This window comes from Leptolyngbya sp. GB1-A1, assembly GCF_039962475.1.
GTDB lineage: Bacteria > Cyanobacteriota > Cyanobacteriia > Elainellales > Elainellaceae > Leptolyngbya_A.
Map to the genome: position 1 here is coordinate 102,177 of NZ_JAMPLI010000001.1, position 22,818 is coordinate 124,994.

The 22,818-nt window shown below is 51.9% G+C and carries 24 protein-coding genes and 1 riboswitch; of the genes, 9 read left to right on the forward strand and 15 right to left on the reverse strand.

The genetic code is table 11. The features are described 5' to 3' along the window. Nucleotides 1-160: 160 nt before the first annotated feature. Nucleotides 161-331, forward strand: a complete 171-nt coding sequence (locus NDI45_RS00425; protein ID WP_190794346.1) for a ssl1498 family light-harvesting-like protein — start codon at nucleotides 161-163, stop codon at nucleotides 329-331. Between the two features lie 283 nt (nucleotides 332-614). After that, entirely contained in the window at nucleotides 615-2,903 is a 2,289-nt protein-coding gene (locus NDI45_RS00430; RefSeq protein ID WP_348245751.1) for a tetratricopeptide repeat protein, read from the forward strand. A gap of 13 nt (nucleotides 2,904-2,916) precedes the next feature. Here NDI45_RS00430 and cobW read toward each other — a convergent pair whose 3' ends face one another. From cobW to NDI45_RS00445, 3 genes are all read right to left on the reverse strand, one after another. Continuing rightward, nucleotides 2,917-3,999, reverse strand: coding sequence for a cobalamin biosynthesis protein CobW (gene cobW / locus NDI45_RS00435; protein WP_348245752.1), 1,083 nt, complete (start codon nucleotides 3,997-3,999; stop codon nucleotides 2,917-2,919). Between the two features lie 210 nt (nucleotides 4,000-4,209). Beyond that, entirely contained in the window at nucleotides 4,210-5,424 is a 1,215-nt protein-coding gene (locus NDI45_RS00440) for a hypothetical protein (protein WP_348245753.1), read from the reverse strand. Between the two features lie 221 nt (nucleotides 5,425-5,645). Beyond that, the gene (locus NDI45_RS00445; RefSeq protein ID WP_190794350.1) at nucleotides 5,646-5,834 is read right to left on the reverse strand and encodes a CbtB-domain containing protein; all 189 of its coding nucleotides are present in this window, start codon (nucleotides 5,832-5,834) and stop codon (nucleotides 5,646-5,648) included. Nucleotides 5,835-5,851: 17 nt separating this feature from the next. Then, a riboswitch (cobalamin riboswitch) is annotated at nucleotides 5,852-6,022 on the reverse strand. 334 nt (nucleotides 6,023-6,356) lie between these two features. Here NDI45_RS00445 and NDI45_RS00450 point away from each other — a divergent pair. Continuing rightward, nucleotides 6,357-6,863 carry a response regulator gene (locus tag NDI45_RS00450; protein ID WP_190794351.1) on the forward strand — a complete coding sequence of 169 codons (507 nt, stop codon included), beginning with the start codon at nucleotides 6,357-6,359 and terminating at the stop codon, nucleotides 6,861-6,863. Between the two features lie 11 nt (nucleotides 6,864-6,874). On the opposite strand, the gene NDI45_RS00455 is transcribed toward NDI45_RS00450, so the two are convergent. The 4 genes from NDI45_RS00455 to NDI45_RS00470 form a co-directional block, all read right to left on the reverse strand. Continuing rightward, nucleotides 6,875-7,096, reverse strand: coding sequence for a hypothetical protein (locus NDI45_RS00455; RefSeq protein ID WP_190794352.1), 222 nt, complete (start codon nucleotides 7,094-7,096; stop codon nucleotides 6,875-6,877). A 131-nt stretch (nucleotides 7,097-7,227) separates the two neighbouring features. Beyond that, on the reverse strand, nucleotides 7,228-7,938 hold the full coding sequence (locus NDI45_RS00460; RefSeq protein WP_199296832.1) for an ATP synthase F0 subunit B: 711 nt from the start codon (nucleotides 7,936-7,938) through the stop codon (nucleotides 7,228-7,230). Then, on the reverse strand, nucleotides 7,827-8,399 hold the full coding sequence (coaD, locus tag NDI45_RS00465) for a pantetheine-phosphate adenylyltransferase (protein WP_190794356.1): 573 nt from the start codon (nucleotides 8,397-8,399) through the stop codon (nucleotides 7,827-7,829). Before coaD ends, NDI45_RS00460 begins: the two co-directional genes overlap by 112 nt. 227 nt (nucleotides 8,400-8,626) lie before the next feature. After that, a complete protein-coding gene (locus tag NDI45_RS00470) occupies nucleotides 8,627-9,481 on the reverse strand; it encodes an alpha/beta fold hydrolase (RefSeq protein WP_190794353.1) in 855 nt (284 codons plus the stop codon). Between the two features lie 346 nt (nucleotides 9,482-9,827). On the opposite strand from NDI45_RS00470, the gene NDI45_RS00475 reads away from it, so the two are divergent. The 4 genes from NDI45_RS00475 (at nucleotide 9,828) to NDI45_RS00490 (ending at nucleotide 12,763) form a co-directional block, all read left to right on the forward strand. Next, the gene (locus NDI45_RS00475) at nucleotides 9,828-10,001 is read left to right on the forward strand and encodes a hypothetical protein (protein ID WP_190794354.1); all 174 of its coding nucleotides are present in this window, start codon (nucleotides 9,828-9,830) and stop codon (nucleotides 9,999-10,001) included. Nucleotides 10,002-10,276: 275 nt separating this feature from the next. Continuing rightward, complete coding sequence (locus NDI45_RS00480; protein WP_348245754.1) at nucleotides 10,277-10,696, forward strand: peptidylprolyl isomerase; 420 nt, start codon at nucleotides 10,277-10,279, stop codon at nucleotides 10,694-10,696. A gap of 264 nt (nucleotides 10,697-10,960) precedes the next feature. Then, nucleotides 10,961-12,202, forward strand: coding sequence for a bifunctional ornithine acetyltransferase/N-acetylglutamate synthase (gene argJ / locus NDI45_RS00485; RefSeq protein ID WP_348245755.1), 1,242 nt, complete (start codon nucleotides 10,961-10,963; stop codon nucleotides 12,200-12,202). Nucleotides 12,203-12,370: 168 nt separating this feature from the next. Beyond that, nucleotides 12,371-12,763, forward strand: coding sequence for a DUF4359 domain-containing protein (locus tag NDI45_RS00490; RefSeq protein ID WP_348245756.1), 393 nt, complete (start codon nucleotides 12,371-12,373; stop codon nucleotides 12,761-12,763). A 34-nt stretch (nucleotides 12,764-12,797) separates the two neighbouring features. On the opposite strand, the gene NDI45_RS00495 is transcribed toward NDI45_RS00490, so the two are convergent. From NDI45_RS00495 to NDI45_RS00530, 8 genes are all read right to left on the reverse strand, one after another. Further along, nucleotides 12,798-13,790: a bifunctional riboflavin kinase/FAD synthetase gene (locus NDI45_RS00495; protein WP_348245757.1), complete on the reverse strand. Its 993-nt coding sequence runs from the start codon at nucleotides 13,788-13,790 to the stop codon at nucleotides 12,798-12,800. Nucleotides 13,791-13,890: 100 nt separating this feature from the next. Further along, nucleotides 13,891-14,805: an MBL fold metallo-hydrolase gene (locus NDI45_RS00500; RefSeq protein ID WP_348245758.1), complete on the reverse strand. Its 915-nt coding sequence runs from the start codon at nucleotides 14,803-14,805 to the stop codon at nucleotides 13,891-13,893. 419 nt (nucleotides 14,806-15,224) lie between these two features. Further along, nucleotides 15,225-16,070 (reverse strand): 5'/3'-nucleotidase SurE, encoded by an 846-nt coding sequence (gene surE / locus NDI45_RS00505; protein ID WP_348245759.1) that lies wholly within the window; start codon nucleotides 16,068-16,070, stop codon nucleotides 15,225-15,227. Between the two features lie 117 nt (nucleotides 16,071-16,187). Next, complete coding sequence (locus tag NDI45_RS00510; RefSeq protein WP_190789843.1) at nucleotides 16,188-16,799, reverse strand: chorismate lyase; 612 nt, start codon at nucleotides 16,797-16,799, stop codon at nucleotides 16,188-16,190. Nucleotides 16,800-16,880: 81 nt separating this feature from the next. Then, on the reverse strand, nucleotides 16,881-17,255 hold the full coding sequence (locus NDI45_RS00515; protein WP_348245760.1) for a hypothetical protein: 375 nt from the start codon (nucleotides 17,253-17,255) through the stop codon (nucleotides 16,881-16,883). 75 nt (nucleotides 17,256-17,330) lie between these two features. Beyond that, nucleotides 17,331-19,049 carry a signal recognition particle-docking protein FtsY gene (gene ftsY / locus NDI45_RS00520; RefSeq protein ID WP_190789841.1) on the reverse strand — a complete coding sequence of 573 codons (1,719 nt, stop codon included), beginning with the start codon at nucleotides 19,047-19,049 and terminating at the stop codon, nucleotides 17,331-17,333. Nucleotides 19,050-19,535: 486 nt separating this feature from the next. Further along, complete coding sequence (locus NDI45_RS00525) at nucleotides 19,536-20,150, reverse strand: DUF3172 domain-containing protein (RefSeq protein ID WP_199296657.1); 615 nt, start codon at nucleotides 20,148-20,150, stop codon at nucleotides 19,536-19,538. A 69-nt stretch (nucleotides 20,151-20,219) separates the two neighbouring features. Next, nucleotides 20,220-20,345, reverse strand: coding sequence for a hypothetical protein (locus NDI45_RS00530; protein ID WP_277879202.1), 126 nt, complete (start codon nucleotides 20,343-20,345; stop codon nucleotides 20,220-20,222). 88 nt (nucleotides 20,346-20,433) lie between these two features. Between NDI45_RS00530 and NDI45_RS00535 the strand changes: the two genes are divergently transcribed. Then, nucleotides 20,434-21,222 (forward strand): ABC transporter permease, encoded by a 789-nt coding sequence (locus NDI45_RS00535; RefSeq protein WP_190792907.1) that lies wholly within the window; start codon nucleotides 20,434-20,436, stop codon nucleotides 21,220-21,222. A 42-nt stretch (nucleotides 21,223-21,264) separates the two neighbouring features. Then, on the forward strand, nucleotides 21,265-22,809 hold the full coding sequence (gene lysS / locus NDI45_RS00540) for a lysine--tRNA ligase (RefSeq protein WP_348245761.1): 1,545 nt from the start codon (nucleotides 21,265-21,267) through the stop codon (nucleotides 22,807-22,809). The last annotated feature ends 9 nt before the right edge of the window (nucleotides 22,810-22,818 follow it).

Below are 22,818 nucleotides of genomic sequence, written 5' to 3' on the forward strand. Positions count from 1 at the left end.
CTACTGTAATGCAGCCTTTTCGTCTCGATCGCAAACCGCCCCTCTCCACTGGCAGCAGTACTTCTTTCGGCAGAGGGAAGGGTAACCGTTGACTGGCAAAATGACGACAAGATTGTCATTGTTTGTTACAATTAGTTAAATTTCCGAAGGAACAATAAATATGCCATACACCACCGAAGAAGGCGGTCGTCTGAATAACTTTGCGGTTGAGCCGAAGGTTTATCAGGCAGAGGCTCCGACGCAGAAGCAAAAGGTTCAATACGTCGTCTTGGCTGTCGTCGCGGTTGCGCTGCTTGGCGGGCTGCTGGCGATTGCGGTTGCGGTTTCCTAAGGGGCTGACCTGTTGCAAGAACACTGCCCTTGCGTCTGGGAAGTTTCTGTAAAGCGTTTTTTTCAAAGTGTTTTGTTAAAGGCGTTTATCAAGAACATTAGTTAAAAGCAAAAGAATCTTTTCTAAATAAAAGCCAGGTGCTCTTTGGGGGAATGCCTGGTTTTTTGCTGTTGAACTGAAGTCGATCGAGTTACAGTAATTTTTTACGCCTATCCTGAGCGGCACTGCAAAACCAGGTATAGGGAATATACGCCGACGGCGGGTGCAATTGGAATTCCCTACCATGACAGAAATTCCCTACCGAACGATTCTTGGACTGAATCAGCAAACTTACCAACGCCTGAAAGTCGCCTTGAGCCTCAAACTACGTCGTCAGGTGTTTATCGCTGTGTGCGATGATTTACCGCTGCGCGATCGATTAGCGGCTCAGCTTCAGGCAGACTTAAGTAAAACAAGCAGCAAAACGATTAGTGCCGCTCAAAATCTCGCTCAACCTGCCAGTCCAGAGCGCACTTATCCACGCATTGTCAGCCTGCATCTGGATCTCAACGATCCTAGTCCGATCGGTCAAATTGCCCAGTGGCTTCAGCAGTTTCCCCCGCCCCGGCAGGGAAGTTGGCGTGCCCCATTGCCCGTCTTCCAGATTTTGGGAACGGAGAAACTCACGCGACAGCCTGCTAGCGTCCAGCGGATTTTTCTGACCCATCTTCAGGGCGTAGAGCGAAATCTGCGCTGGGTTGAGTCAGGGGTAATTTTGTGGCTAACGCAGCCATGGTTTCAAACGCTGCCAGAGTCTATGCCAGAGTTCTGGGAATGTCGGACAGGGGTGTTTGAGTTTACGGGTGATCCCACTCCGCTCGCCGCAATTTTACCGGAGCGAATTTCGATCGCCCAATCCTCCGGGCTGCCTTTAACCAAACCCCTACAGGACGAAGCCCGATCTGAAGCAGAGCGTGAGTCTTCCAAAAATCAAACCGGAAACAGCAAGGAGCAGGACAGCAAAACGGCAGTTCCCGAACTTGCAGAGTTCATTAATCCCTGGTTGAGCCTAGCGCAAGATTTAAGCCAGCTTTATGAAGCTGAAGAAACCCCTGCTTTGTCATCTGGGGAGCCAGGAGCAAAAACTGCTGTCTTGCCTGCCGTTGTCTTACCCACCGAGGACGTAACTGCCGATTCGATCGCTTCTGAGTCAACGCCCTCTAATTCGATCGCTTCGCAGTTTTCCGAAGAGACAGCCGCCCCCGTTATCACCGTCTCAGACACTACTGCCCCTGCCTCTGTTGAGCAAACCCTGATCGCTAATCTGCTCGAGCGCCCCTGGCAGTCAGAGGAACTGCTTCAGCAGATCGAAACCTATCAGCGTCAGTCTGTTTCGCCTGCGGTGATGGCAACTGCCTATCGGCTTTTGGGTAATTTGTACTGCGATCAGATTGATCAGGGCTTAGAATCAGTCGAACTGTATCAGCAGGCGATCGATGCCTATCAACAGTGTTTGATCTGGTTGCCAGAAGCGTCGCTGCTCTGGGTAGACGTGCTGAATGATCTGGGCAATTTGTACTGGATGCTGGGACGCCTGATGCAGCGGCAAGGGCCGGCAACGGTGCAGCAGTATCTAGAACAGAGCGTGCAAACCTATCACCTTGCCCTCGATCGGGTTCGGCTGCCTGAGCAGGAAGCGAATTATGCAATGGTGCAGAGCAATTTGGGCACGGCTTATGGCGATCTTGCCCGCTATGGCAACACGGCTTCCCTGCTGCAACAGTCGATCAAAGCCTACGAAGAAGCCCTGCGCTACCGTCCGGCGGAATCTGACCCGCTGCGCTATGCCTCAACACAAAACAATCTGGGAACCACCTACTGGAATCTGGCACAGCATCAGCAGCCGCTCGACAACCTGAAGCGATCGATCGCCGCCTACACCGAAGCCCTGCACTACTACGATCCAGCGCAAGACCCGCTCAACTTTGCCATGATTCAAAATAATTTGGGTACGGCGTTCTGGAATCTAGCACAGTATGAGCATCCGCGTGACTGGCTCTTGCTGGCAGTTTCGGCGTATCGAATTGCCCTAAAGTATCGCACTCCCTCCACGGCTCCGGCTGCATTTGCTGCGACGCAAAACAATCTGGGCACGGCATTCTGGCATCTGGCAAACCATACTGATCCGCCTGCCGATCGGATGGAATATTTGCAGGCAGCAATTGGGGCATACCAGACTGCTCTGGAAGCGATCGAGCAGCTCTCGCAGAAATTCGGTCAGCAGCCGGGAGTCATTTCGTTTGACGTAGCTGCCACCCACAATAACCAGGGACTTGCCCACTATCAGCTTGCTACCGATCTTCAGCTTGGTTTAGCCACCGCAGACCAGCTTTCCCACCTGGAGCAAGCCCTGCACCATCACCTGCAAGCATTGCAACGCTGGAAGCAGCAGTCCGATCTGCGCCAAACGGCTGTCACCTGCATCCTGCAAACCCTGCGCGCCTGCTACAGCCAGCTTGGACTGGAAGGACAAAACCAGGCACTTTCTAAAATTCCCGCCTCACTACTGCCCGAAATTTTGCCCCGACTGTAATCCGGTCTCAAGGCTACGCTGTCACCGGAATCATTGCCTGTTCGATCTGCTGTCGATCGATCGCCCGCCCAATGAATACTAGCCGAGTTTGGCGCAGTTCCTCGCCCTGCCAGGGACGATCGTAGAAAGAGTTAAACCGATCGCCCACCCCTTGAAGCACGAGCCGCATCGATTTATTTGGCACGGCAACAAATCCTTTAATCCGGTAGATTTCCTGCTGCTGCACCAGGGTTCTAAGGCGATCGATCAGTTGAGCGGGGTCAAAGGCGCGATCGAGTATCACCTGGACAGAATTAATATCGTCGTCGTGGTCGTGGTCTTCCTCGTGATCGTGATGGCTGGGGCGATTCTCCAAATCAGATTCGACTGCCGCATTAAACCCCAACAAAACATTCGGACTGATCTGTCCCTGATGGCAGGGCACAATCTTCACTCCCGAAGAAAGCTCTTGTTGAAGCCACTGCTGCACTTTCGCCTGATTTGCTGGGTCTACGCGATCGGCTTTGGTCAACAGCACCAGATCGGCACAGGCAAGCTGATCTTCAAACAGTTCTTCGATCGGCGTTTCGTGTTCTAGCGTGGGGTCTGCTTCTCGCTGTGCCGTGAGTGCGTCCCGATCGCCGACTATTTGCCCCTGAGCTAGAGCTTCACAGTCCACCACTGTAATAACCCCGTCTACCGTTGCCCCAGTGCGGATCTCAGGCCAGCGAAACGCCTGCACAAGCGGTTTGGGCAGAGCTAAACCTGAAGTCTCGATCAAAATGCAGTCGAGCTGATCGCGCCGTTTCAGCAATTCCTGCATCGTCGGCAAAAATTCCTCCTGCACCGTGCAGCAGAGACAGCCGTTCGTCAATTCCACAATATTGTCTGCAAGATTCGTGTTTGCAACCTGAGAAGCGTCCAGCGCGGCTTCGGAGGAATCTTCCGGGCAAACCTGACAGGAACGCAGCAAATCACCGTCAATGCCCACTTCGCCGAATTCGTTCACCAAAACTGCAATGCGTCGCCCTTCGTTGTTTTGCAGCAAATGCCGAATGAGCGTTGTTTTGCCTGCGCCCAGAAATCCGGTAACGATCGTGACAGGAATTTTGTGCATCGTGAAATCTCCTGAAGTTTTGATATTGGCTTAAAATCCTGAAGATCAAATTCTTAGAGGATGCTTGAAACGGGCTACCTGTGCTGCGAACCGCTCCCCTGACCCTCTAAACCTAGAGAGAACTGAACCGCTAAGAAAGGTTTCAAAGTTCCCACAAGAGGGGAATTTAGGGGGCAGTGTAAAAGCCTAGACACCCAATTAAACATCCTCTTAAATCCTGCCTGTGTCTGGCTTGACAGAACTTTTACGATAACGTGAACCCGATCGCATTCTCCCTGCTCCAAACCCGATCACCATCCCAATTCCCACAATCGCGGTCATATAGCCCAGCGTCATCAGCCGCACTGATAACGGAGGCGCAATGCTTTCGATGTCGATCGCCTGAGCCAGCGTCAGCGGAGCAGAATTCGCTGGAGAAACTGCCTCAATTTGAATCTGGTGAGGCGCACCGTCAAAAAACTGCTGCTGCCAAGTGAACACGCCATTTGCATCGGGCTTGCCCGCGACCGACAGCACCGTCATGCCATGCTCTAGATCCTTTGCTTGCAGCCGAAAAGTCGTATCCTGAACAGGCTGATTTGTGCGGGTATCAATCAATCGAGCCGATAGATCTGCCAGTTTGCCCACAGTGGCGATCGTATCGCCCAGGTATTCCAGCTTGAGCGACCCGACCTCAGCCGTCGTCCGGCTTAAAGATAACGGTTCTAGCTGGGAATGTTCAGCATTTTCCGCGCTGATGTTCACAACCAGCAAAGCTACAATGGCTGCCATTGCCGCCCCCGACAACAGCAGTCGTACTGATTGAGACAGTTCCTCAGAGGCTCCGCGAGGCTGTTTTGCGATGAGCCAACCGCCAAGCAACCCCACCAGCAGCAAAATCACCGCCAGCGTTGCTGCATTGCGATATTTCACCGGGTTTTCTGGCACATTCAGCACAAAGGTTTGGGCAACGGGCGCGTTGATTCCGGGAGCCGCGATCGTGGCTTGCAGCGTATAGCTTCCCCGAATCGGCAGGATGGTTTCTAGCTCCAGCAGACTTGTTGCGGAAGTCAGATTTGCATTAAGCAATGTGGTTCCTTCAACCATTGGAAAATCGCTAGAAAGCCAGGGAGTTTTTGCAGGCGTATTGAGCGTGATCTGCCACTGAGCATTCTGCACGGGTTGGTGTTGGCGGTTCGCTGCCTCAAGCCTGAGCCGGACGGGCTGGTGTGCCGGAACAATTTCGCTCAGGGGCGGCTGCGCGACAAGCTGAATTTGAACTTTGCCAGCAAGAACAGGAGTTTTAGACTGCACTGCTTCCGCCGGAGCATCGATCGCTATGCCTTGATGAACCTGTTCCGGATGTGCCTGAGCTGAAAGACTTAGCACCAAAACGCTCACTAGGCAAAGCCAGCCCAGGAGCCAACGGCGCGATGAAGTTGTCATGTGCTGCCTCTTTTGTTGCCTTAGATTTTGCAGGAAGCTACCCCTGCTTCACTAAAGATGTTTAAGCAGTATCCAATCCTCCACCTTGCCCCCACGATTCCCCTTTCTGTCCCCAACTCTAGGGCGTTGAACCCTGAAGTGGGCGAGGTTCCCCCTGGAATAAGGAGGCTAGGAAGCGGTTTGGAAACTCATCCTGACGTTTCAAACATCCTACGAATTGCCTAATGACAGCCTACCCCCAGCATCGAGTGGCGGGTTTCGTGCAGGGTATTGTGTGCGGGCAAATGGGGGCTGAAGTAGATCGTCCAGAGCGTGATTGAAGTGAGTGACAAAAACAGAGCAGACTGGACGGGAATCGAAAGCGCAAATTGAATCGTGCGCTGCCGGGAGCTTTGCATTGCAGTTGTCATCTGTACCTCGCAGATTGAGTGAACTTTTGAGCGTTGGTGGGCATCCTGACTTAGAGATGGAACTGCGAACGATCGAGCTTTTTCGCCGAACGATCGAGCCTGCTCATTACAGTTGCGGGACAGCGTTGGACTTACACCAAACTTTCCCCGGTTTTCTAGACTCCTTATCCATTGCAGGGTCTATCTACCTCTGACGGCTGCTCTCCGCCAGAACCAACGAATTTAATCGTCTCATCACCCTACCACAGATGATGTTCCCTATCGCTGTAGCTATCTGCTTGCGATCACTGAGCCAATTTACTTTAAAGGCTACAATGCAAGTGAAAAATAGTAGTCTCTGCAAAGATGCGAATCGACTGTACAATAACTAAAATTAAATTAAAAAACGAACTAATTAAAACTATTCTTATCTTTCAGGGCTGATCCACTCGTAATTCATGAATCGCAAAGTCACCCCTTGTTTGTTGCAAGTCTAAATTGCTAAAAAATGCTGCCCCTCTTGCTCTCCTCTTGCTTCCATCAATGACTGTACCCCAAGCTAGTCAGGAAAAGCGCGATCGTATTTTGTTAGTTGAGGATAATCTTTACAATCGCGAATTGATGCAGGACTATCTGCAAACTTGCTTTGGAGTGGGAGTTGCAGCCGTTACAGAAGGGAGACAGGCACTAGCAACCCTCTCTGTGTATCACCCTGACCTCATTTTGCTTGACCTGAAGCTGCCCGATATCGATGGGTTCGCGGTGCTGCAAGAAATGGCAAATCGATCGCTTCAGATTCCAGTTTTTGTGGTTACAGCCTGTGCGCGTCCAGAAGATAGAGAGCGAGCAATGAGTCTCGGAGCCGATCGCTATTTTGTGAAGCCGACCTGTTTAAGAGAGCTATGTCTGGCGATCGAATCGGTCTTAAAGCAGCCCACATCTTGCAGCTTTCAGAACCTTCGTCTGTACGATGCCGCATTCTTAGTAGGCACAAACCCAGGAGCAACGCTTTCTCACCGACCTGCATTCGATGAGGAAAATCGGTTTTGAACGAATTTGAACTAATTAGGCTGACCGTGGTTGGGTGGATTATCTTGCCCACTCTCAGCAGAACGCTCGGATGAGGACAAGGCATCTAGCAAATAGCTCAGGGTTTGCAGGGAACGCCCAGTTTCTAAAATTTGCTGCTCAAGCTGTGAATTCAGCAGCGTTGTGGTTTGCAGGTTTGTCAGTGCCTGTTCTAGCACTGCCCTTGCTTGAGTAACAAACTCTTCTGATGTCATATTTGGGTTCTAAGCTTGACAATCTCAGGGAACTCTGTATTTACAGTCTAGCCTCTGCATTAATCCAGCAGAATTGAGGAAAACCCGCAATCGCGAATGAAGTTTTGATGGATTAAAGCAGAAAGAGTGACCTAGTAACGTGAAGCTGGGGGAAAGCGGTTGGCAGAATAGCTGTCACTCGCTGGATTTGAGGTTCCGCCCGAAATCTGCTGCCGTCCGTTCCGCACCACCCGCATCATTTCGTTGAGCTGCTGTTCCATATCGCGCAAGACGCGGTCGGCATAGTCGTCTGCCCCGCGCTGAATTTCTTCGCACTCTGCCAGAGCCATGCGCTGAAGGTCTTCTAGCTCTTGCTGGGCACGTCGTCGGATCTGTTCTATATCGGCGATCGTCTGCTGCTGCATGGAGTCACATTCCTGCTGCACCTGCTGTCGGATTCGCTGTGCCTCAAGCTCTGCCTGCCGGATAATGCCCATTTCATCCAGAATCTGGGCGGCTCGCTGCTGAGCGGCTTCAATAATTTCCTCGGCATACTGCTCTGCATCCAGCAGCACTTCCTCTTTGTGCAGCAATAGCTCGGTGGCTTCCTGAAAAGCTCCGGGCAAACTGAGCCGCACCAGATCAAGCTGATCGAGCAACTGCTCTTCGTCCACCAGCGTCCGCCGGCTGAGCGGAATTCGGGGACTGTCGAGAATGATTTCTTCTAGCCTGTTTAGCTCGCGCTGAATGTCTACTCCATTGAGTCGTACCCCTTCCCGGTGGCTGGGCTGCTGGTTCCCAGAGTGGCTACCGTTCGAGGCTCTGCGGTCGGGGCTGGGGCGATCGGAGTTTTGGCGAAGCATTGGTACAGATCCAGGGCGACAGGAGGGGGAACAAGATGGTCTATGGGTCCGCCGAAGCGGGCGATTTCTTTGACAACACTGCTGCTGAGAAAGCTATATTCCGGGTCAGTGGTGAGGAAAACGGTTTCAATCTCGGCGGAGAGGGTTTTGTTGGTGTGTGCCATTTGCAGTTCCATCTCAAAGTCGGACACGGCCCGCAGCCCTCGCAGGAGGACTTGTGCCTGGCGCATTCTGGCATAGGTGACGGCTAAACCCTCGAAGTGATCAATCTCCAGGTTGGGTAAGTGCTGGGTCGATCGCCGAATTTGGTCAGTGCGCTGCTCTACCGGAAATAAAGGGGCTTTATTCGGGTTGCGAAACACGACCACAATCACCTGTTCAAAGAGCCGACAGCCCCGCTCGATGATATTCAGATGACCGCGTGTAATCGGATCAAAACTGCCGGGATAAATTGCGATCACAAGCCACACGTGCAAAGTAAAGGACAGCAGCGAAAGATACGAAGCAAGAACCAATGAGGGAGAATCCAAAGAAATCAAGGCGTTTACCGCCAGGATCGTCTAGCTTTCCTCAAGGCGATTATATCGAACAGCTTCGGAATCATCACGGGCAATTTTGGGACTCAGGCATAGGTTTCACGGCGGCTCAACGCTTCAGGGAACGATCGGACCGGAGCGATCGAAGCAACCTACAGAATTTGGCGGCGCAAAAACGGCAGCAGCACCTCGTTTACTCTCTCGTGCCAGTCCTCCTGCGGGTAATGCCCGACTTCTTCCAGCTTGACAAGCTCAGCATCCGCTACTTGCTGCCTCAGCGTTTCAGCCAAACTAAACGGCAACCACGGGTCGCGCATTCCCCAGGCGATTAGGGTGGGCTGTTTCCAGTCTGCAAAGCCCTTTTCGATTTCTGCCATGGCCTCCGCCAAGTGTAGATTTTGCACCGTGACAAATAGCGATCGACCCGCCGCTGAACTTTTTAGAAACGGACGACGATACACATCCAGATCTTTATCCTCAACCCGATAACCGCCACCGCCCTCCAAAGTGCGATCGACCAGAAGCGGGTCTTGGGTCATCATTTCGCCCACCAGGGGAATTCCAAGCTGGCGTATTTTCCAGGGAAGTTTTGCCGCCGTACCGATTGGCGTATTCAAAATTGCTAGCCGTTCGATCCGATTGGGATGACGCAGCGCGTACTGTAACCCCACCGACCCCACAAAACCTTGCACCACCAGCGAACAGCGGTCGATCGCTAGTGCATCCAAAAAATCTCCCAGGGCAGTGACATAGGCATCCGGCGTGTAGGCAAAGTCGCGGCGATCGGGCTGAGCGGAAAAACCAGAGCCAATCCAATCGGGGGCAATCGAGCGAAACCCTTGTTCTGCCAGGGCAGGCATAACATTGCGCCAGCTATAGCTTTGAGCGGGAATGCCATGCAGTAAAACGACAGGCGGTTTGTCTCTGGGATTGAGAGGGTCAGACGATCGATAAAACCATTTCAGCTTGCCGACTTCGATCTGATTTTCCTGAGCGTTCTTTGCCATGACCATATGGTTAAAGCGGTTTTTAAGTGTGTCTTATTGTTGCCTGAGCGTATCGCGGAATGGGGCTGAGGACAAGTGAGGAGTGGATGGGCAAGGAGATGCAGTGGTAGTACTTTGAGGCTTTGGGGGGCTTTGGGTTTGTGGAGGCGATCCTGGTAACAAGTCAGAGGATTTGGAGATTATTAAGTTTTGTATCTGAATGCAATTCTGTAACTTTAAATACAGAATGTCTGCTATATTAAGTTAAGAGGCAGGGCATCACTGCTCTGTCTCCAGGAAATGAATCCTGAAAAAATAATTCCTAAAGAACCTAAGCGTAAACCTAGTAGAAACGGAGTGCCCTGCAATGTCTACTCGTGATCAAGCTCGTGCCCTAATGATGCGCCATCATCATCAAGTGAAGAATCGACAGCAATCGATGCTGAGCCGCTCTGCCGAAGAAATTGGGATGGATGCTGAAGCAATCCAAAATCATAGCCACATCCAGGGAAAGCCCCTCGGTTCGCTGAGAAACGAATAATTTAGCTTTTTTCCGTTCTACGGGTTTTTGTCCGATTGAACATTGCAAGTCGATTGGTACTGAAATTTCACACTCGAATATCACAACTGACCTGAGGGCGTTTTCTAGCAGAGAACGTCCTTTTCTTTACATTTCTTCTCTGCTCGACGTGCTAAAGATTGGCGTAAACTAGGAACCTCACGGCTTTATCGTGAATGACTATCGTGGACGAAGGAAATCAGGAGCGTACCGCAAGTGTCGCGATGTAGCCTTCGCCCCATTACCGAGGAATAATCATGACTCGCGCCATCATGGAAACGGACAAGGGAACTATCAATCTGGAACTGTTTGACCAGGATGCTCCCAATACCGTCAAGAATTTTGTCGATTTATCTGAAAAGGGCTTTTATGACGGGCTGACCTTTCACCGAGTCATCTCCGACTTTATGATTCAGGGGGGCTGTCCGAAAGGGGATGGTCGTGGTGGTCCTGGCTATCAAATCAAGTGTGAAATCAACCCCAATAAGCATCTTGCAGGCAGCCTATCGATGGCTCATGCCGGACGTGACACCGGGGGCAGCCAGTTCTTTATCTGCCATTCGCCGCAGCCGCACCTGGACGGAGTGCATACGGTTTTTGGCAAAACGGAGAATATGGATGTGGTCAATGCCATTCGGCAGGGCGACAAGATTCGTTCGGTCAAGATCGAGCCGTAACGATCGAAGCGTTGAATAAAGCTGGGACTAAACGGGGACGATCGCCTTCTATCAGGAAAACAAGCCTCGATCAATCAAGGCCGATAGAAGACGATCGCCCCACTGCATCTATGGGATTGATGCATCCTGGCTAGCAGGTCAACCATCAGGGACAGGTAGCTTTGGGAACAGAGCGAAATCGAAGTGCGTTTTAGGGCTACGCGTCGGATTGCGCTTTTTTCCTGAGGCAAGGTCGAGCAAAGGCAGAGCAAAGGGAAGTTGAGCATGGCAGATTGGCATGAGATCGAGGGTGGCGTGACTGCACCAAAGGGCTTCCGGGCAGCAGGAATTGTCGCTGGGCTAAAGCCTTCGGGCGCGCCGGATTTGGCATTGATTTTGTCTGAGGTGGACGCGATCGCCGCGGGTGTGTTCACCACCAGTCAAGTCCGTGCTGCTCCGGTTGATTTCTGCCGTCAACAGCTTCAGACGAAACCTGTGGCGCGGGCGATTCTGTGTAATGCCGGTCAGGCAAACGCGGCAACGGGAACTCAGGGCTGGCTTGATGCTCAGGAAAGTGCAATGCTGCTAGCTCAGTCGCTGAATATTGCGTCCGATCTGGTGCTGGTGGCTTCAACGGGCGTGATCGGTCAGCGAATTAAGATGGATGCACTGCGGGCAGGCATTCCCAAACTAGTCGAGGCGGCTAGCGAAACGGGGTCTGATGCCGCAGCACGGGCGATCGTCACAACGGATCTGGTGACAAAATCGATCGCCTTGGAAACCACTTTGGATCACCGTCCGGTCAGAATTGGCGGCATCTGCAAAGGGTCGGGCATGATTCACCCCAATATGGCAACACTGCTGGCGTTTGTCACCTGCGATGCAGCAATCTCCCCCCATCTCTGGCAGCAGATGGTCAGCCGTGCTGGTGACAAAAGCTTTAACCAGATCACGGTAGACGGCGACACCAGTACGAATGATTGCCTCATTGCCCTGGCAAATGGTGCATCCCGCACACCTGCCATTACCGAGCCGGGAGCCGATGCAGACAAACTAGAAGCTGCTTTGACTGAAGTTTGCATTCGCCTGGCAAAGTCGATCGCTCGCGATGGTGAGGGCGCGACCTGCCTGCTTGAAGTGCGCGTCTCCGGAGCGACTGATGATGAGTCTGCTCGCCTGATTGCACGAACGATCGCCGGGTCTTCCCTGTTCAAGTCAGCAGTCTTTGGGCGCGATCCGAACTGGGGGAGAATTGCGGCGGCAGCAGGACGGGCAGGTGTTCCTTTTGAGCAGGGTGATTTGCGGGTGCAGTTAGGCAACTTTTTGCTGATGGATCAGGGTCAGCCTTTGCCGTTCGATCGTCCTGCTGCCAGTGCTTATATGAAGCAGGCGGCTCAGGGAGAATATTTGAAAGGCGATACCGTGTTAGTCTCGGTCAGTGTCGGAGAGGGTCAGGGGTCGGGCGTTGCTTGGGGCTGTGACTTGAGCTATGACTATGTGAAGATTAATGCGGAGTACACGACTTAGGGGAGTAGGAAAGTAGGGGCGTCTTGAAGCGATCGAGTTTCCAAACCTGGATAACTTCGCTTCAGGCGTTGCTGCTTTGTTAAGGTGAGATGAATTGAGCGATTGCCTGATGTGAAGTAAGTTCTCCGCCCGGTTCAACCCTCTTGTCCGGCAAATTCTCGATCGTTCATGATGGACCTGGATCGAATCGACGGAGGTTATCGTGTGAAAAACGGTTTAATTGCGCTGCTTGTGATTGCAGGGGGATTCTTCGTCACCAATCCTGAGAAGCCCACCTATGTAGACTATGCCTCTGTCCGATTTGCTGAGACAGCCACCGAAGCCATCTGTCGATCGCCTCAACTTCCTGGCTGGGCACGATCAATCACAAGCTCCATGCAAGAAGTTTGTCGAGGGACAGTAGAAACGGGGACTAATTTCGGCAAGGAACCGCTCCAGAACTTTATTAACGGCATTACCGAACACCAAAATTTCCTTCTATTTAGCACCTACACCACAAAGTTTCCGGGACGAACGGTTAAAACGGTCGGCGTTCTAGGCAACTTCTTCCCGCTTCAATAGGAATTCAATCAAACTTTCACCACTCATCGGCTCACTAGGCCACTGCAACCTGCGCCGCCAAACAGTCCTGCTGAATTTGCGCCTTCAAGTCTTCAAGCGAGGCGAATTTTTGCTCAGGACGGAGGAATCGATCGAGGGCAACGGTCAACGTCTTGCCGTATAAATCCCCTGACCAGCTGAGTAAATGCACCTCGATCGTCTGCTGCTGCCCCGACACGGTAGGACGATGACCAATATTCATCACGCCGCGAATTGGCTGAACAGTCACTCCAGAAACCCAGACGCTGTAAACGCCCCGACAGGGAATAAATTTGTCATCTGGAACCTGCAAGTTTGCAGTCGGAAAGCCGATCGTCCGTCCAAGCTGCTGTCCCTGCACGACCTGCCCCATCAACTTATAGGGTCTGCCAAGCAATCGATTCGCTTTTTGTGGATCTCCTGCCGTGAGGGCTTCCCGAATCGCAGAACTGCTAATCCGTTCGTCATCGCTGCAATAAAGTGGCACGATCTCAACCGGAATCCCAAACTGGGCGGCAATGCTCTGAAGATCGACCGCTGTTCCGGCACGTTTAGAACCAAAACAGAAATTCTGTCCGACACTAACCTGCTGTGCTTGCAGCGACTCGACCAGAATTGTTCTGACAAAAGCGTCTGGGGTTAAGCTGGATAACGCCTCATTAAATGGCAGTAAAACAAGCTGCTTCACACCAAGCGATCGCAAAGCCTGAGTTTTTTCTTCTAGGGGAGTGAGGAGAGGGCGAGATGTACCGGTAAAAAACTGGCGCGGATGCGGGTGAAACGTGACAACCGTAGGGAGCGGTTTGGGTTGCTCTACGGATGCGGGCTGTTCTTCCAAGAGGAACCGATAGGAATCTGACGAATCACTACCTCGATCAACGCCATCAGAAATTGTGTGCCCTAGAACTGGCTCAATCACCTTCTGATGCCCCCGGTGAATGCCGTCAAAGTTTCCTAAAGCAACACGAGTTGGAGTTTTAGCGGTTGTTAAAGAAGAAGTAATCCACACGCTTTACATTTTGACACAATCTGGCAATCACAGAAAACTAAACGTCGATCGCGTTAGCGTTACGACAACAAATGAATCAGAAAACCAAACGTCGATCGGCTCAAGCGGATACTTCTGCTTCTGAATATTGATCAGCAAAGGAGTGATAGGCAGGGGCAGTGAGCTGATTTACCAGATCGATCGTCAACCCTTCCCAGGCAACAATGCTGTTGGGGAACTGTCGGGCGGTGTCTTCGCGCACTTGATCCATAAAATTATCATCGTGCAGCGGATCGTGATGGAAAATCACTAGTTTTTTGACGGAGGCTGCTTTAGCGATTTTGACCGCTTCTTGCCAGGTGGAGTGTCCCCAACCTACTTTGCCCGATCGCGGATGGTGGTATTCCTCATCGGTGTAAGTTGCATCATAAATCAGCAAATCTGCTTCGCGTGCCAGGTGCAGCACGTGTTCATCCATTCGATCGGGAAAATGCTCAGTGTCGGTAATGTAAGCAACGGCGTAGTTTTGCCAGTTCACTCGATAGCCAATCGCTTCTCCGGGATGGTTGAGCAGGGCAGTTTCAACCGTAATATTCTCTAACGCAACTGAATCGCCCACTTCCAGATCGTGAAACTTGAGATCAGCCCCCATCACCTGAAGCGGTACAGGAAAGTTGGGATGGAGCATTTGATCGGTGAGTCGCTGTTCGATGGTGGAGCCGTTAGGCGCGATCGCTCCATAGATGTGAAAGCGGTTGCCCTTGACAAAAGCAGGCACAAAAAAGGGAAAGCCCTGAATGTGATCCCAATGGGAATGAGTGAAAAACAGATGGGCAGCGATCGGCATTTCTGGCAACAGGGCTTGTCCTAATACCCGAAGACCCGTTCCGCCATCGAAGATTAGCAAATTATCGCCCACTCGCATCTCGACGCAGGAAGTATTGCCACCATAGCGAACGGTTCCAGACCCTGGACAAGCAATGCTTCCTCTCACACCCCAGAAGCGGACTGTAAATCGATGTGAACTGTTAGTCATGCGTTTTTGTGCCAGATTTCACGAGCCTCAGTAAGTTCATCTCTGCCGAATCGATTGACAATCACGGTGAGGGTCGACCGCCACTTCTCATCCCAACTACTTCATCCTAGCCGTCAATTAGGCGAACCCGGTATTATCGTGCTGTTCAGTGTCATCAACAGGATTCGTTTTTGCTGGTACAGCACCCTTACTTTAGTCTGCCCATCACTTCAGTCTGTCCATCAGCGTTAGTCTGCCCAGAACGAGGTCGTAAAACGCCGATCAAAACACTTGACTACTGAGAAATTCTTGGGCAAAATCTGCACTTTGCTCTAGTCTAGTCTGTGATCCCTTTCATTTTGCAATCTTTTATAGATTTTTTAGACTGCTCCGGTTCGGTAAATCGCCTTCAGGGCAACGAAAAATGTGAGGGTTAAGCGTTATGACGGAGGGAAGTTGAGATGCCAATCGCGCAGGTTAACCAATCCTGAAGCACAGGTCAAGTTGTATTGCAGGGGCGTCACGGTGATGCAGTTGTGCCGAATTGCCTCCACGTCCGTTAAGGTTTGATGATACCAATCTAAGTTAGAGCCGAATGCCTCTAGCTTTGCCAGCTCGATCGCCGCTAGCTCCGTTTCATCAACATCTTCCAGCAGCTCACCCGCAAGCCAGTAATAGGTTTTGCCGCGTGGGTCTACCCGCTTCTCAAACTGATCCACATAGCGACGCACTCCCTGACGAGTCACGGCAACGCCCGCAATTTTCTCAGCCGGAACCGCAGGTACGTTGACATTCAGCAACATCAGGTGGGGCAACGGCTGTTTTTCCAGCAGACTGACCAGGGTTTGAGCAAAGTCGGCGGCGGGCTGAAAGTCTTTTACGGTAAAGCTCGTGAGGCTAAACGCAACGCTGGGAATTCCCTCGATTACACCTTCCATCGCGGCAGAAACGGTTCCAGAATACAGCACGTCTGTGCCTAGATTAGACCCGTGATTAATGCCAGACAGTACCATTTCAGGTGGATTATCCAGCAGTGCTCCTAGTGCCAGCTTTACGCAGTCCGAAGGCGTGCCAGAGCAAGCCCAGGCAGCGATCGAAGGATGAAACCCACTTTCGACTCGTTCTGCTCGAATGGGTTGGTGGAGGGTAAGCCCGTGTCCGGTTGCCGATCGCTCTCGATCGGGCGAAACAACGGTTATTTCATGTCCGACCGCTGCCAGGGTGTTTGCCAGCGTGCGAATTCCCAGCGAGAAAACACCGTCGTCGTTGCTAATTAAAAGCTTCATGCCAGTCTCAGTCAGACAGCATTCAGTGCTGCGGTTAACTCCAGATCTAGTTTAGAGAGTTGAGCGATCGAGTGAACAGAGCTGGAATTATTTCTGACCGGAACTCTGTTCCTACCGCTAGCTGCCGCGAGTCGGTCCCAAATATTTCTCCAGGTAGGGCGAGAAGACTTCGTAGATTAAAGTTATGGGTCGCCCGTGATGCCAGAACAGGTAGTACCGCCCCCAAAACGGACCCGCCTGACCAAATGCCTGTTCTAAGGGAGCAGAAGAGCCGTATTCAATTCCCTGAATATCGCGATAAAGCTCAGTTCGCAGCTTTGCCAGGTTTGCCCAGACCGGGAGCGATCGATTTTGCAGATATTCGTCTACGTGGCTGGCTTCCCACCAAGATGCAGCATAGGCAAGCCGCTGCCCGGAAGCAGTTCGCAGCCAAACCTGTCGTCGCAGCCAGGGCGCGGGAACTGCCTGAATCACATCGGGTGCGCCGTCCAAATCACTGTTGACAAGCGACATATCGATCACATCGACTTCAGTAGGTTCACCTGTCAGAAGCTGAAGATAGCGGGTAGGCGAACCGTCTCCCAGCAGAATCACCTGCCAGGCGGGGGCAAGCTGAGGGTGGGGCAGTCCTCGCTGTACGATCGCCTCATTTCCCTGCCAAAGCGGGTTGAGGGAATACCATTCAGTAGGGGCGGCAATGCCCTGGGTGGGTCGGATGGCTGGAGTCAATTGCTTTACAAAACTTCAATTTCTCTCTCGATCATAGTACGAATCTGGGAAACCCGCACAGGTGGAACTGCCTCCAACCGCTTATAGCTGCAAGCTCGCGATGAAATCGGGCACCTGCAAAATACGAAAGTAAACGAGGAGCGCAATAACAACGGTGTAAAGCGTAGAACCGCCAACCCCAATGAGTAAGTCCCGTTTGATATTTCTTTTCTCTTCTCTCAGGAACACCTCCATCGCGCCAAACTGCATCATGAGAATGCCGAGGACGTTGGAAAGCCAATAACCAACGATCGTTCCCGCTAAGAACCAGCCTGAGTGGATCCAGGCGATCACATAGCCAAATGCAAGCGCAATTGGCAGATTAAAGAATACATCGTTCCACCAGGAAAGCGGGGAAAGCATATAGCCAATCCCTACTATTGCGCCACCTCGCAGTTTCTTGAGCAGATTCAGCATTTATTGCTATTGATTGATGAAATTGAGGAGGTCTGTTTTGAGCCAACCACTGCGTCATGGTCCTAACTGCTCAACCTAGCCACTCAGCAATGCCTCAACAAACTCATAGCTGGAGAAAGGACGCAAATCTTCGATGCCTTCACCTGCACCAATAAAACGAATGGGTAAACCAAGCTGCTGCACGATCGCCAGTGCAATGCCGCCTCGTGCTGTGCCGTCGAGCTTTGTGAGCACTACACCGCTGAGCTTTGCGGCTTCTGAAAAGACTTCTGCCTGACGCAGCCCATTTTGTCCTAGCGTGGCATCCAGAACGAGCAGCGATTCGATGTGAGCATCAGGAGCTTTTTTGTCGATAATGCGGCGAATTTTGCTTAGTTCATCCATCAGGTTCTTTTTGTTTTGCAGTCTGCCTGCGGTATCGACTAGCAGCAATTCTGTGTTACGTGACTGCGCGGCGGTAATCGCATCAAAAACAACGGCAGCGGGGTCAGTGTTTTTGCCCGGATTTGCCACCACTTCCACCTTGCTTCGATCGCCCCAGGCTTTAACTTGCTGCACGGCGGCGGCTCGGAAGGTATCAGCAGCGGCAATGAGGCAGCGATAGCCAGACTTTGTGCCCAGATGCGCTAGTTTTCCAATCGTTGTCGTTTTACCTGCGCCGTTCACGCCCGTCATGAGCCAGATATTCAGCTTGTCTTTTTCGGGTGAGAAATTGACGTTATGGGACTGCTGAAGAGGGCGATCGAGCATTTCCCGCAGGATTTGCTTTAGATAGGCGATCGCCTCATTAGGGGGCAATGCCTCTTCCCGCAGTTTGGCTTGCAGGGCTTCAACAATATAGTCGGTTGCCTCAATGCCCACATCTGCTTGCAGCAGCAGCGATTCGATTTCAGTAACAGCATCCTGATTCAGCGGACCCTGACCGACGATCGAGCGAAGCTGATTGACCAAGCTACGTCTAGTTTTGTCGAGTCCCTGCCGCAATCGCTTCAGCCAGGTAATCTCTTCCAGGGAAACATCTTCTGCCCGTCGCCCTTGAGCTGCCAGCACTTCCGCCGACCAGAGGAATCCTTCATCCAGCACAAACCCCGGATCAATTACAGGTTCAGTAGACGCGGGTACTGCACTGGGAACTGCCTCAAGCTGAGCCTCTGCCTCTTCCTGCTCGATCGCCTCCTGGCGCAATCTTTCTAATCGGGCAAGGCGATCGGCTTCTGCCTGTGCCCAAAAAGCGGTGGCAGGGGACGGGGCGACCGCTTCAGGAGTCAAGGGGGATGAAGTTTCAGAGCCAATCGTTGGAGTAGTTTCGGTGATTCCCTCTTCGGAGAACTGCAAAGCGATTACCCCTTCGGGGAACTGCGAAGCAATCGGCTCACCAGGAGCCTCTGCTGTTAAAGCCTCGTCTGTAGAAGTTTCCGAAGCCAAAACCTGAGCAGACTCGATTTTTGGTGTTGCGTCTATCCCTTCTGCTACAGTTCCTGCTGCTACAGGAGAGGCCTCGGCAGGAGCAGCTTCTGTTGATTCCAGAGTCTGTGTAGTCGGAGTTTGATGATCAGACGTTTGCGCGTCAGAGGCCTGGTCTGGTGTTTCCTCCTGTTGCCGCTTGCGAATATTCTCGTAGGCTGACTTTGCCCAGGTCAAATAGTCTTGAGCCACTTCTGGCTGGGTTGCACTTTCTGCCGCTGGTTCAGCAGAAACAGAAGGTTCAGCCGAGGGCTGCGCGACCTGCGCTGTTTCCGTTTCGGTGGTTGATTCTTCGCTGTGCTGGCGGTTAAACCAATTAAAAGGAGCCATATTCGGTGAACCTGCTACCCAAAGGATTGAAAGGGACAAAGACAGTTCTTTAATTATTGCTCGAAGTCACGCTGCTCATGTTTGCGGCTTGACTGATCCCGTCTTTGCCTGAAGGATACTTGAAAAGTGATTGTGTAACCCAAACCGCCCCCTCGCTTCCCAATTTTGCGGGGAACCGAGTTCTCCTTACTAGTGCTCAAAGTCCCTAAAGTTGGGAGCCAGAAAGGGAAACAGAGGGGGCAACATACCACTTCTAATACTGAATCAAACAATCTCCTAGAAATTATCTCAGAGATTGCCGCTAGGCTTCTTTAGCAACAATGCCAGACTCGCCGCTAAATCTGCTGCGAGCGAACAAATTGCACAACTTCTTTTAGCCAAACGTTTCAAAAAAAACCCCTCTCGCCAGGAGAAGGGTGATGTAGAAGAGAACAACGTTTGCAGTATCAAAATATTTGAATTAGACGGTATTAGACAGCTTAGAGATTAGAGGCGATCGTTTTCGGGCGATGTGCTGCTGCCTGCCTGACGGAACAGGTTGCCTGCCGCGTCGTTCTGGTAAACGCAGTCAATTCGGGCACTGCCATCAGCTTTGTCAATGTCTCCGGTGTAGGCAAACGTATTCATCCGTCTGCGGCACTCTGCCATCTGCTCGCCATTGATCAAGTTTCGGCTCTGCAAAATATTCCAGTTACTGCTTCGCATCACGCAGCCCGGAACCATGCGCGGCTGAGTCACAAATACGCTAAACGGGTTCAGCGTCATGAATGCTCTGAGATCGACCGTAACGGCACTTGCACCGTACTGCAAGCAAATTTCTGGGTTAGGCGATGCCTGCTCGATGTCTACGCGAGTCGCAACGCTGCTCAAGTTCGAGGACGGCGTGTAGGAACCAAAAAACATCCCCAAGCCAATGCCCACAATAAACACCGTTGCCAGAATTGCGGCAGTCGTATAGGTTAAGGCTCCGCCAAGCAGTCCTTTTTGTTGCGGCTTTTCTGGTTTTTCCATATACGGATCTCGGTCATAGTAATCCCGATCGCGATCGTCGGAGTAGCGGGGCGATCGAGGCGGTGCTTTGGGAGGTCTGCGTTTGATCATAGGGATGCGTCACCGAGTGGGCTGACTAGCGGATATACCAGAAATTGCAAACGGGCTTCTGATCACTCTCTACCCTAGCATTCCTATTTCCAGTGTAAGAGAAGCCTCACAAATCGACTGCACTTGGAGGGGAATGATGGGGGCGATCGAGTCAGGAATGCGATCGAGCCAATAGAAGCTTGCAGGAAGTGTCAAAATAAAGAAAAAATAATATTCTTTGTCATTCTGCAATACCAATTTGCAGAAGCAGGGCTGAAATTGCCGTTCTACTGGTCAGCAGGTCATCGTGATTAAAGCTTCTTCGATTCGCAGCATTTTTGCCGATAGTTTAACGGTTTTCTGGGGAGACTGGCTCGATTTGCGGGTGCGTCTGCCGCAGGTGATCGCATCGGGTTTGATTTCGCCCTTAATCTACATTCTGGCGTTTGGTTTGGGGTTAGGCAGTGCCTTATCCGTCCGTCCACCGAGCGGCGGCTCCTATCTGGAATTCATTTTGCCGGGAATGGTTGCTCTGTCTTCGATGACGATCAGCTTTGGCGGTACGACCTTCTCGATCTGCGGCGAACGGCTCTATTCCAAAACCTTCGAGGAAATCCTGCTGCTCCCTGTTCACCCGATGGCGTTGTTTCTGGGTAAGATGCTGGCGGGCGTGGTGCGGGGGCTGATGACTTCGGCGGCGGTGATGGTAGTCGCGATTCTGTTCACAGGCAACTGGGCGTTTTTGAATCCCCTGTTCTTGCTGGTGCTAGTGCTGAACTGCGCGATTTTCTCAGGGCTTGGTGTGATTGCGGGATTGAATGTTAAGTCTCTGGAAGGGGTTGGGCTGATCAATAACTTTTTGATTGTGCCGATGTCCTTTCTGGGCGCGACATTTTTTGACCCGACGCGGTTGCCCCTGCTGTTTAAGAGCATTATCTATTTACTGCCCCTGACCTACACGAGCATCAGCTTGCGGTCGATTGTCTTGGATTCCCTCTCCGACTTTCCCTGGTATAGCATCCCAATTTTGCTAGCCGTGGGAATTGTTCTGGCAGCGATCGGGGCTTATCAGTTCGCGCATCAGCAGGATTAAAACAGGTTTTTCTTGGTTTACTATTCTTTCTTTTGAGTTCCTATGGCTTCTGATGATCTCCGTGCGGCACGCCTCGAAAAAGTTGCCCAAATTAAAGACCTGGGGATGAATCCCTACGCCTATCGCTGGGAAATCACGGCTCATGCAGCTGAGCTTCAACAGAAATACGCAGATCTGGCGGCGGGTGAAGATCTCGACGTGGAAGTGTCGATCGCCGGACGAATCGTAGCAAGGCGCGTATTTGGCAAATTGGCATTCTTCACGCTACAAGACGAAACGGGCACGATCCAGCTTTACCTGGACAAAAAGAAAATCCAGGAATCTATGGGGGCGATCGACGCAGAGGCGTTTGAACACCTGAAGCAGTTAACCGACGTGGGCGATATTCTCGGCGTGAAGGGGACAATCCGCCGCACGGAAAAGGGCGAACTGTCGGTCAGCGTTACTCACTACGAAATTCTCACGAAATCCCTGCTGCCCCTGCCCGACAAGTGGCATGGCTTAACGGACGTTGAAAAACGCTATCGCCAGCGATATGTGGATTTGATCGTGAATCCCGAAGTGCAGAAAACCTTTCGCCGCCGGGCGTTAATTACGGCTGCAATTCGTCGCTATCTCGATCAGCAGGGCTTTATCGAAATCGAAACTCCGGTGCTCCAGCCGGAAGCGGGGGGTGCAGATGCGCGTCCGTTTGTCACCTATCACAACACAATGGAGATGGATCTCTATCTGCGAATTGCGACTGAGCTGCACCTGAAGCGGCTGATCGTCGGCGGATTTGAGCGTGTGTTTGAGATGGGGCGCATTTTCCGCAACGAAGGGATCTCGACTCGCCACAACCCAGAGTTTACGTCGATCGAGGTTTATCAGGCATACGCCGATTACCACGACATGATGACCCTGACCGAAAACATCATCGTTTATGCGGCAGAGTCAGTGCTGGGAACGCTAAAGATTGCTTATCAGGGACAGGACATTGACCTGACTCCTCCCTGGCGACGGATCACAATGCACGAGATTGTGCAGGAGCAAACCGGATTAGATTTTACCCAGTTTTCTACTTTGGAAGAGGCGCGATCGGCGGCGCAATCAGCTGGAATTAAGGATGTCAAAACATGTGAGTCGATCGGCAAACTGCTGAACGAAGCCTTTGAACAGAAAGTTGAAACGAGGCTCGTTCAGCCCACGTTTATTCTCGACTATCCGGTTGAAATTTCTCCCTTGGCAAAGCCGCATCGCAGCAAACCGGAACTGGTCGAGCGATTTGAGCTATTCATCGTCGGACGGGAAACAGCAAACAGCTTTTCGGAGTTAACTGACCCGATCGATCAGCGCAAACGTCTGGAAGCACAAGCCGCCCGCAAAGCCGCCGGAGATTTAGAGGCAAACAATGTCGATGAAGATTTTCTGACTGCTCTGGAATACGGAATGCCGCCTACTGGGGGAATGGGGATGGGAATCGATCGTCTAGTGATGCTGCTATGCGACTGCGCCAGCATCCGCGATGTGATAGCCTTCCCGCTGCTTAAGCCAGAAGCGAAACCCGATGAAGCCAAATCGGGCGAAACAAAATCGGACGAAGGATAAATCCTGAAT

Bases quoted from the DNA above. Each gene is read 5' to 3' on its own strand.
- NDI45_RS00425 (WP_190794346.1), top strand. From the start codon at position 161: ATGCCATACACCACCGAAGAAGGCGGTCGTCTGAATAACTTTGCGGTT.
- NDI45_RS00430 (WP_348245751.1), top strand. From the start codon at position 615: ATGACAGAAATTCCCTACCGAACGATTCTTGGACTGAATCAGCAAACT.
- cobW (WP_348245752.1), bottom strand. From the start codon at position 3,999: ATGCACAAAATTCCTGTCACGATCGTTACCGGATTTCTGGGCGCAGGC.
- NDI45_RS00440 (WP_348245753.1), bottom strand. From the start codon at position 5,424: ATGACAACTTCATCGCGCCGTTGGCTCCTGGGCTGGCTTTGCCTAGTG.
- NDI45_RS00445 (WP_190794350.1), bottom strand. From the start codon at position 5,834: ATGACAACTGCAATGCAAAGCTCCCGGCAGCGCACGATTCAATTTGCG.
- NDI45_RS00450 (WP_190794351.1), top strand. From the start codon at position 6,357: ATGACTGTACCCCAAGCTAGTCAGGAAAAGCGCGATCGTATTTTGTTA.
- NDI45_RS00455 (WP_190794352.1), bottom strand. From the start codon at position 7,096: ATGACATCAGAAGAGTTTGTTACTCAAGCAAGGGCAGTGCTAGAACAG.
- NDI45_RS00460 (WP_199296832.1), bottom strand. From the start codon at position 7,938: ATGCTTCGCCAAAACTCCGATCGCCCCAGCCCCGACCGCAGAGCCTCG.
- NDI45_RS00470 (WP_190794353.1), bottom strand. From the start codon at position 9,481: ATGGCAAAGAACGCTCAGGAAAATCAGATCGAAGTCGGCAAGCTGAAA.
- NDI45_RS00475 (WP_190794354.1), top strand. From the start codon at position 9,828: ATGTCTACTCGTGATCAAGCTCGTGCCCTAATGATGCGCCATCATCAT.
- NDI45_RS00480 (WP_348245754.1), top strand. From the start codon at position 10,277: ATGACTCGCGCCATCATGGAAACGGACAAGGGAACTATCAATCTGGAA.
- argJ (WP_348245755.1), top strand. From the start codon at position 10,961: ATGGCAGATTGGCATGAGATCGAGGGTGGCGTGACTGCACCAAAGGGC.
- NDI45_RS00490 (WP_348245756.1), top strand. From the start codon at position 12,371: ATGATGGACCTGGATCGAATCGACGGAGGTTATCGTGTGAAAAACGGT.
- NDI45_RS00500 (WP_348245758.1), bottom strand. From the start codon at position 14,805: ATGACTAACAGTTCACATCGATTTACAGTCCGCTTCTGGGGTGTGAGA.
- surE (WP_348245759.1), bottom strand. From the start codon at position 16,070: ATGAAGCTTTTAATTAGCAACGACGACGGTGTTTTCTCGCTGGGAATT.
- NDI45_RS00515 (WP_348245760.1), bottom strand. From the start codon at position 17,255: ATGCTGAATCTGCTCAAGAAACTGCGAGGTGGCGCAATAGTAGGGATT.
- ftsY (WP_190789841.1), bottom strand. From the start codon at position 19,049: ATGGCTCCTTTTAATTGGTTTAACCGCCAGCACAGCGAAGAATCAACC.
- NDI45_RS00525 (WP_199296657.1), bottom strand. From the start codon at position 20,150: ATGATCAAACGCAGACCTCCCAAAGCACCGCCTCGATCGCCCCGCTAC.
- lysS (WP_348245761.1), top strand. From the start codon at position 21,265: ATGGCTTCTGATGATCTCCGTGCGGCACGCCTCGAAAAAGTTGCCCAA.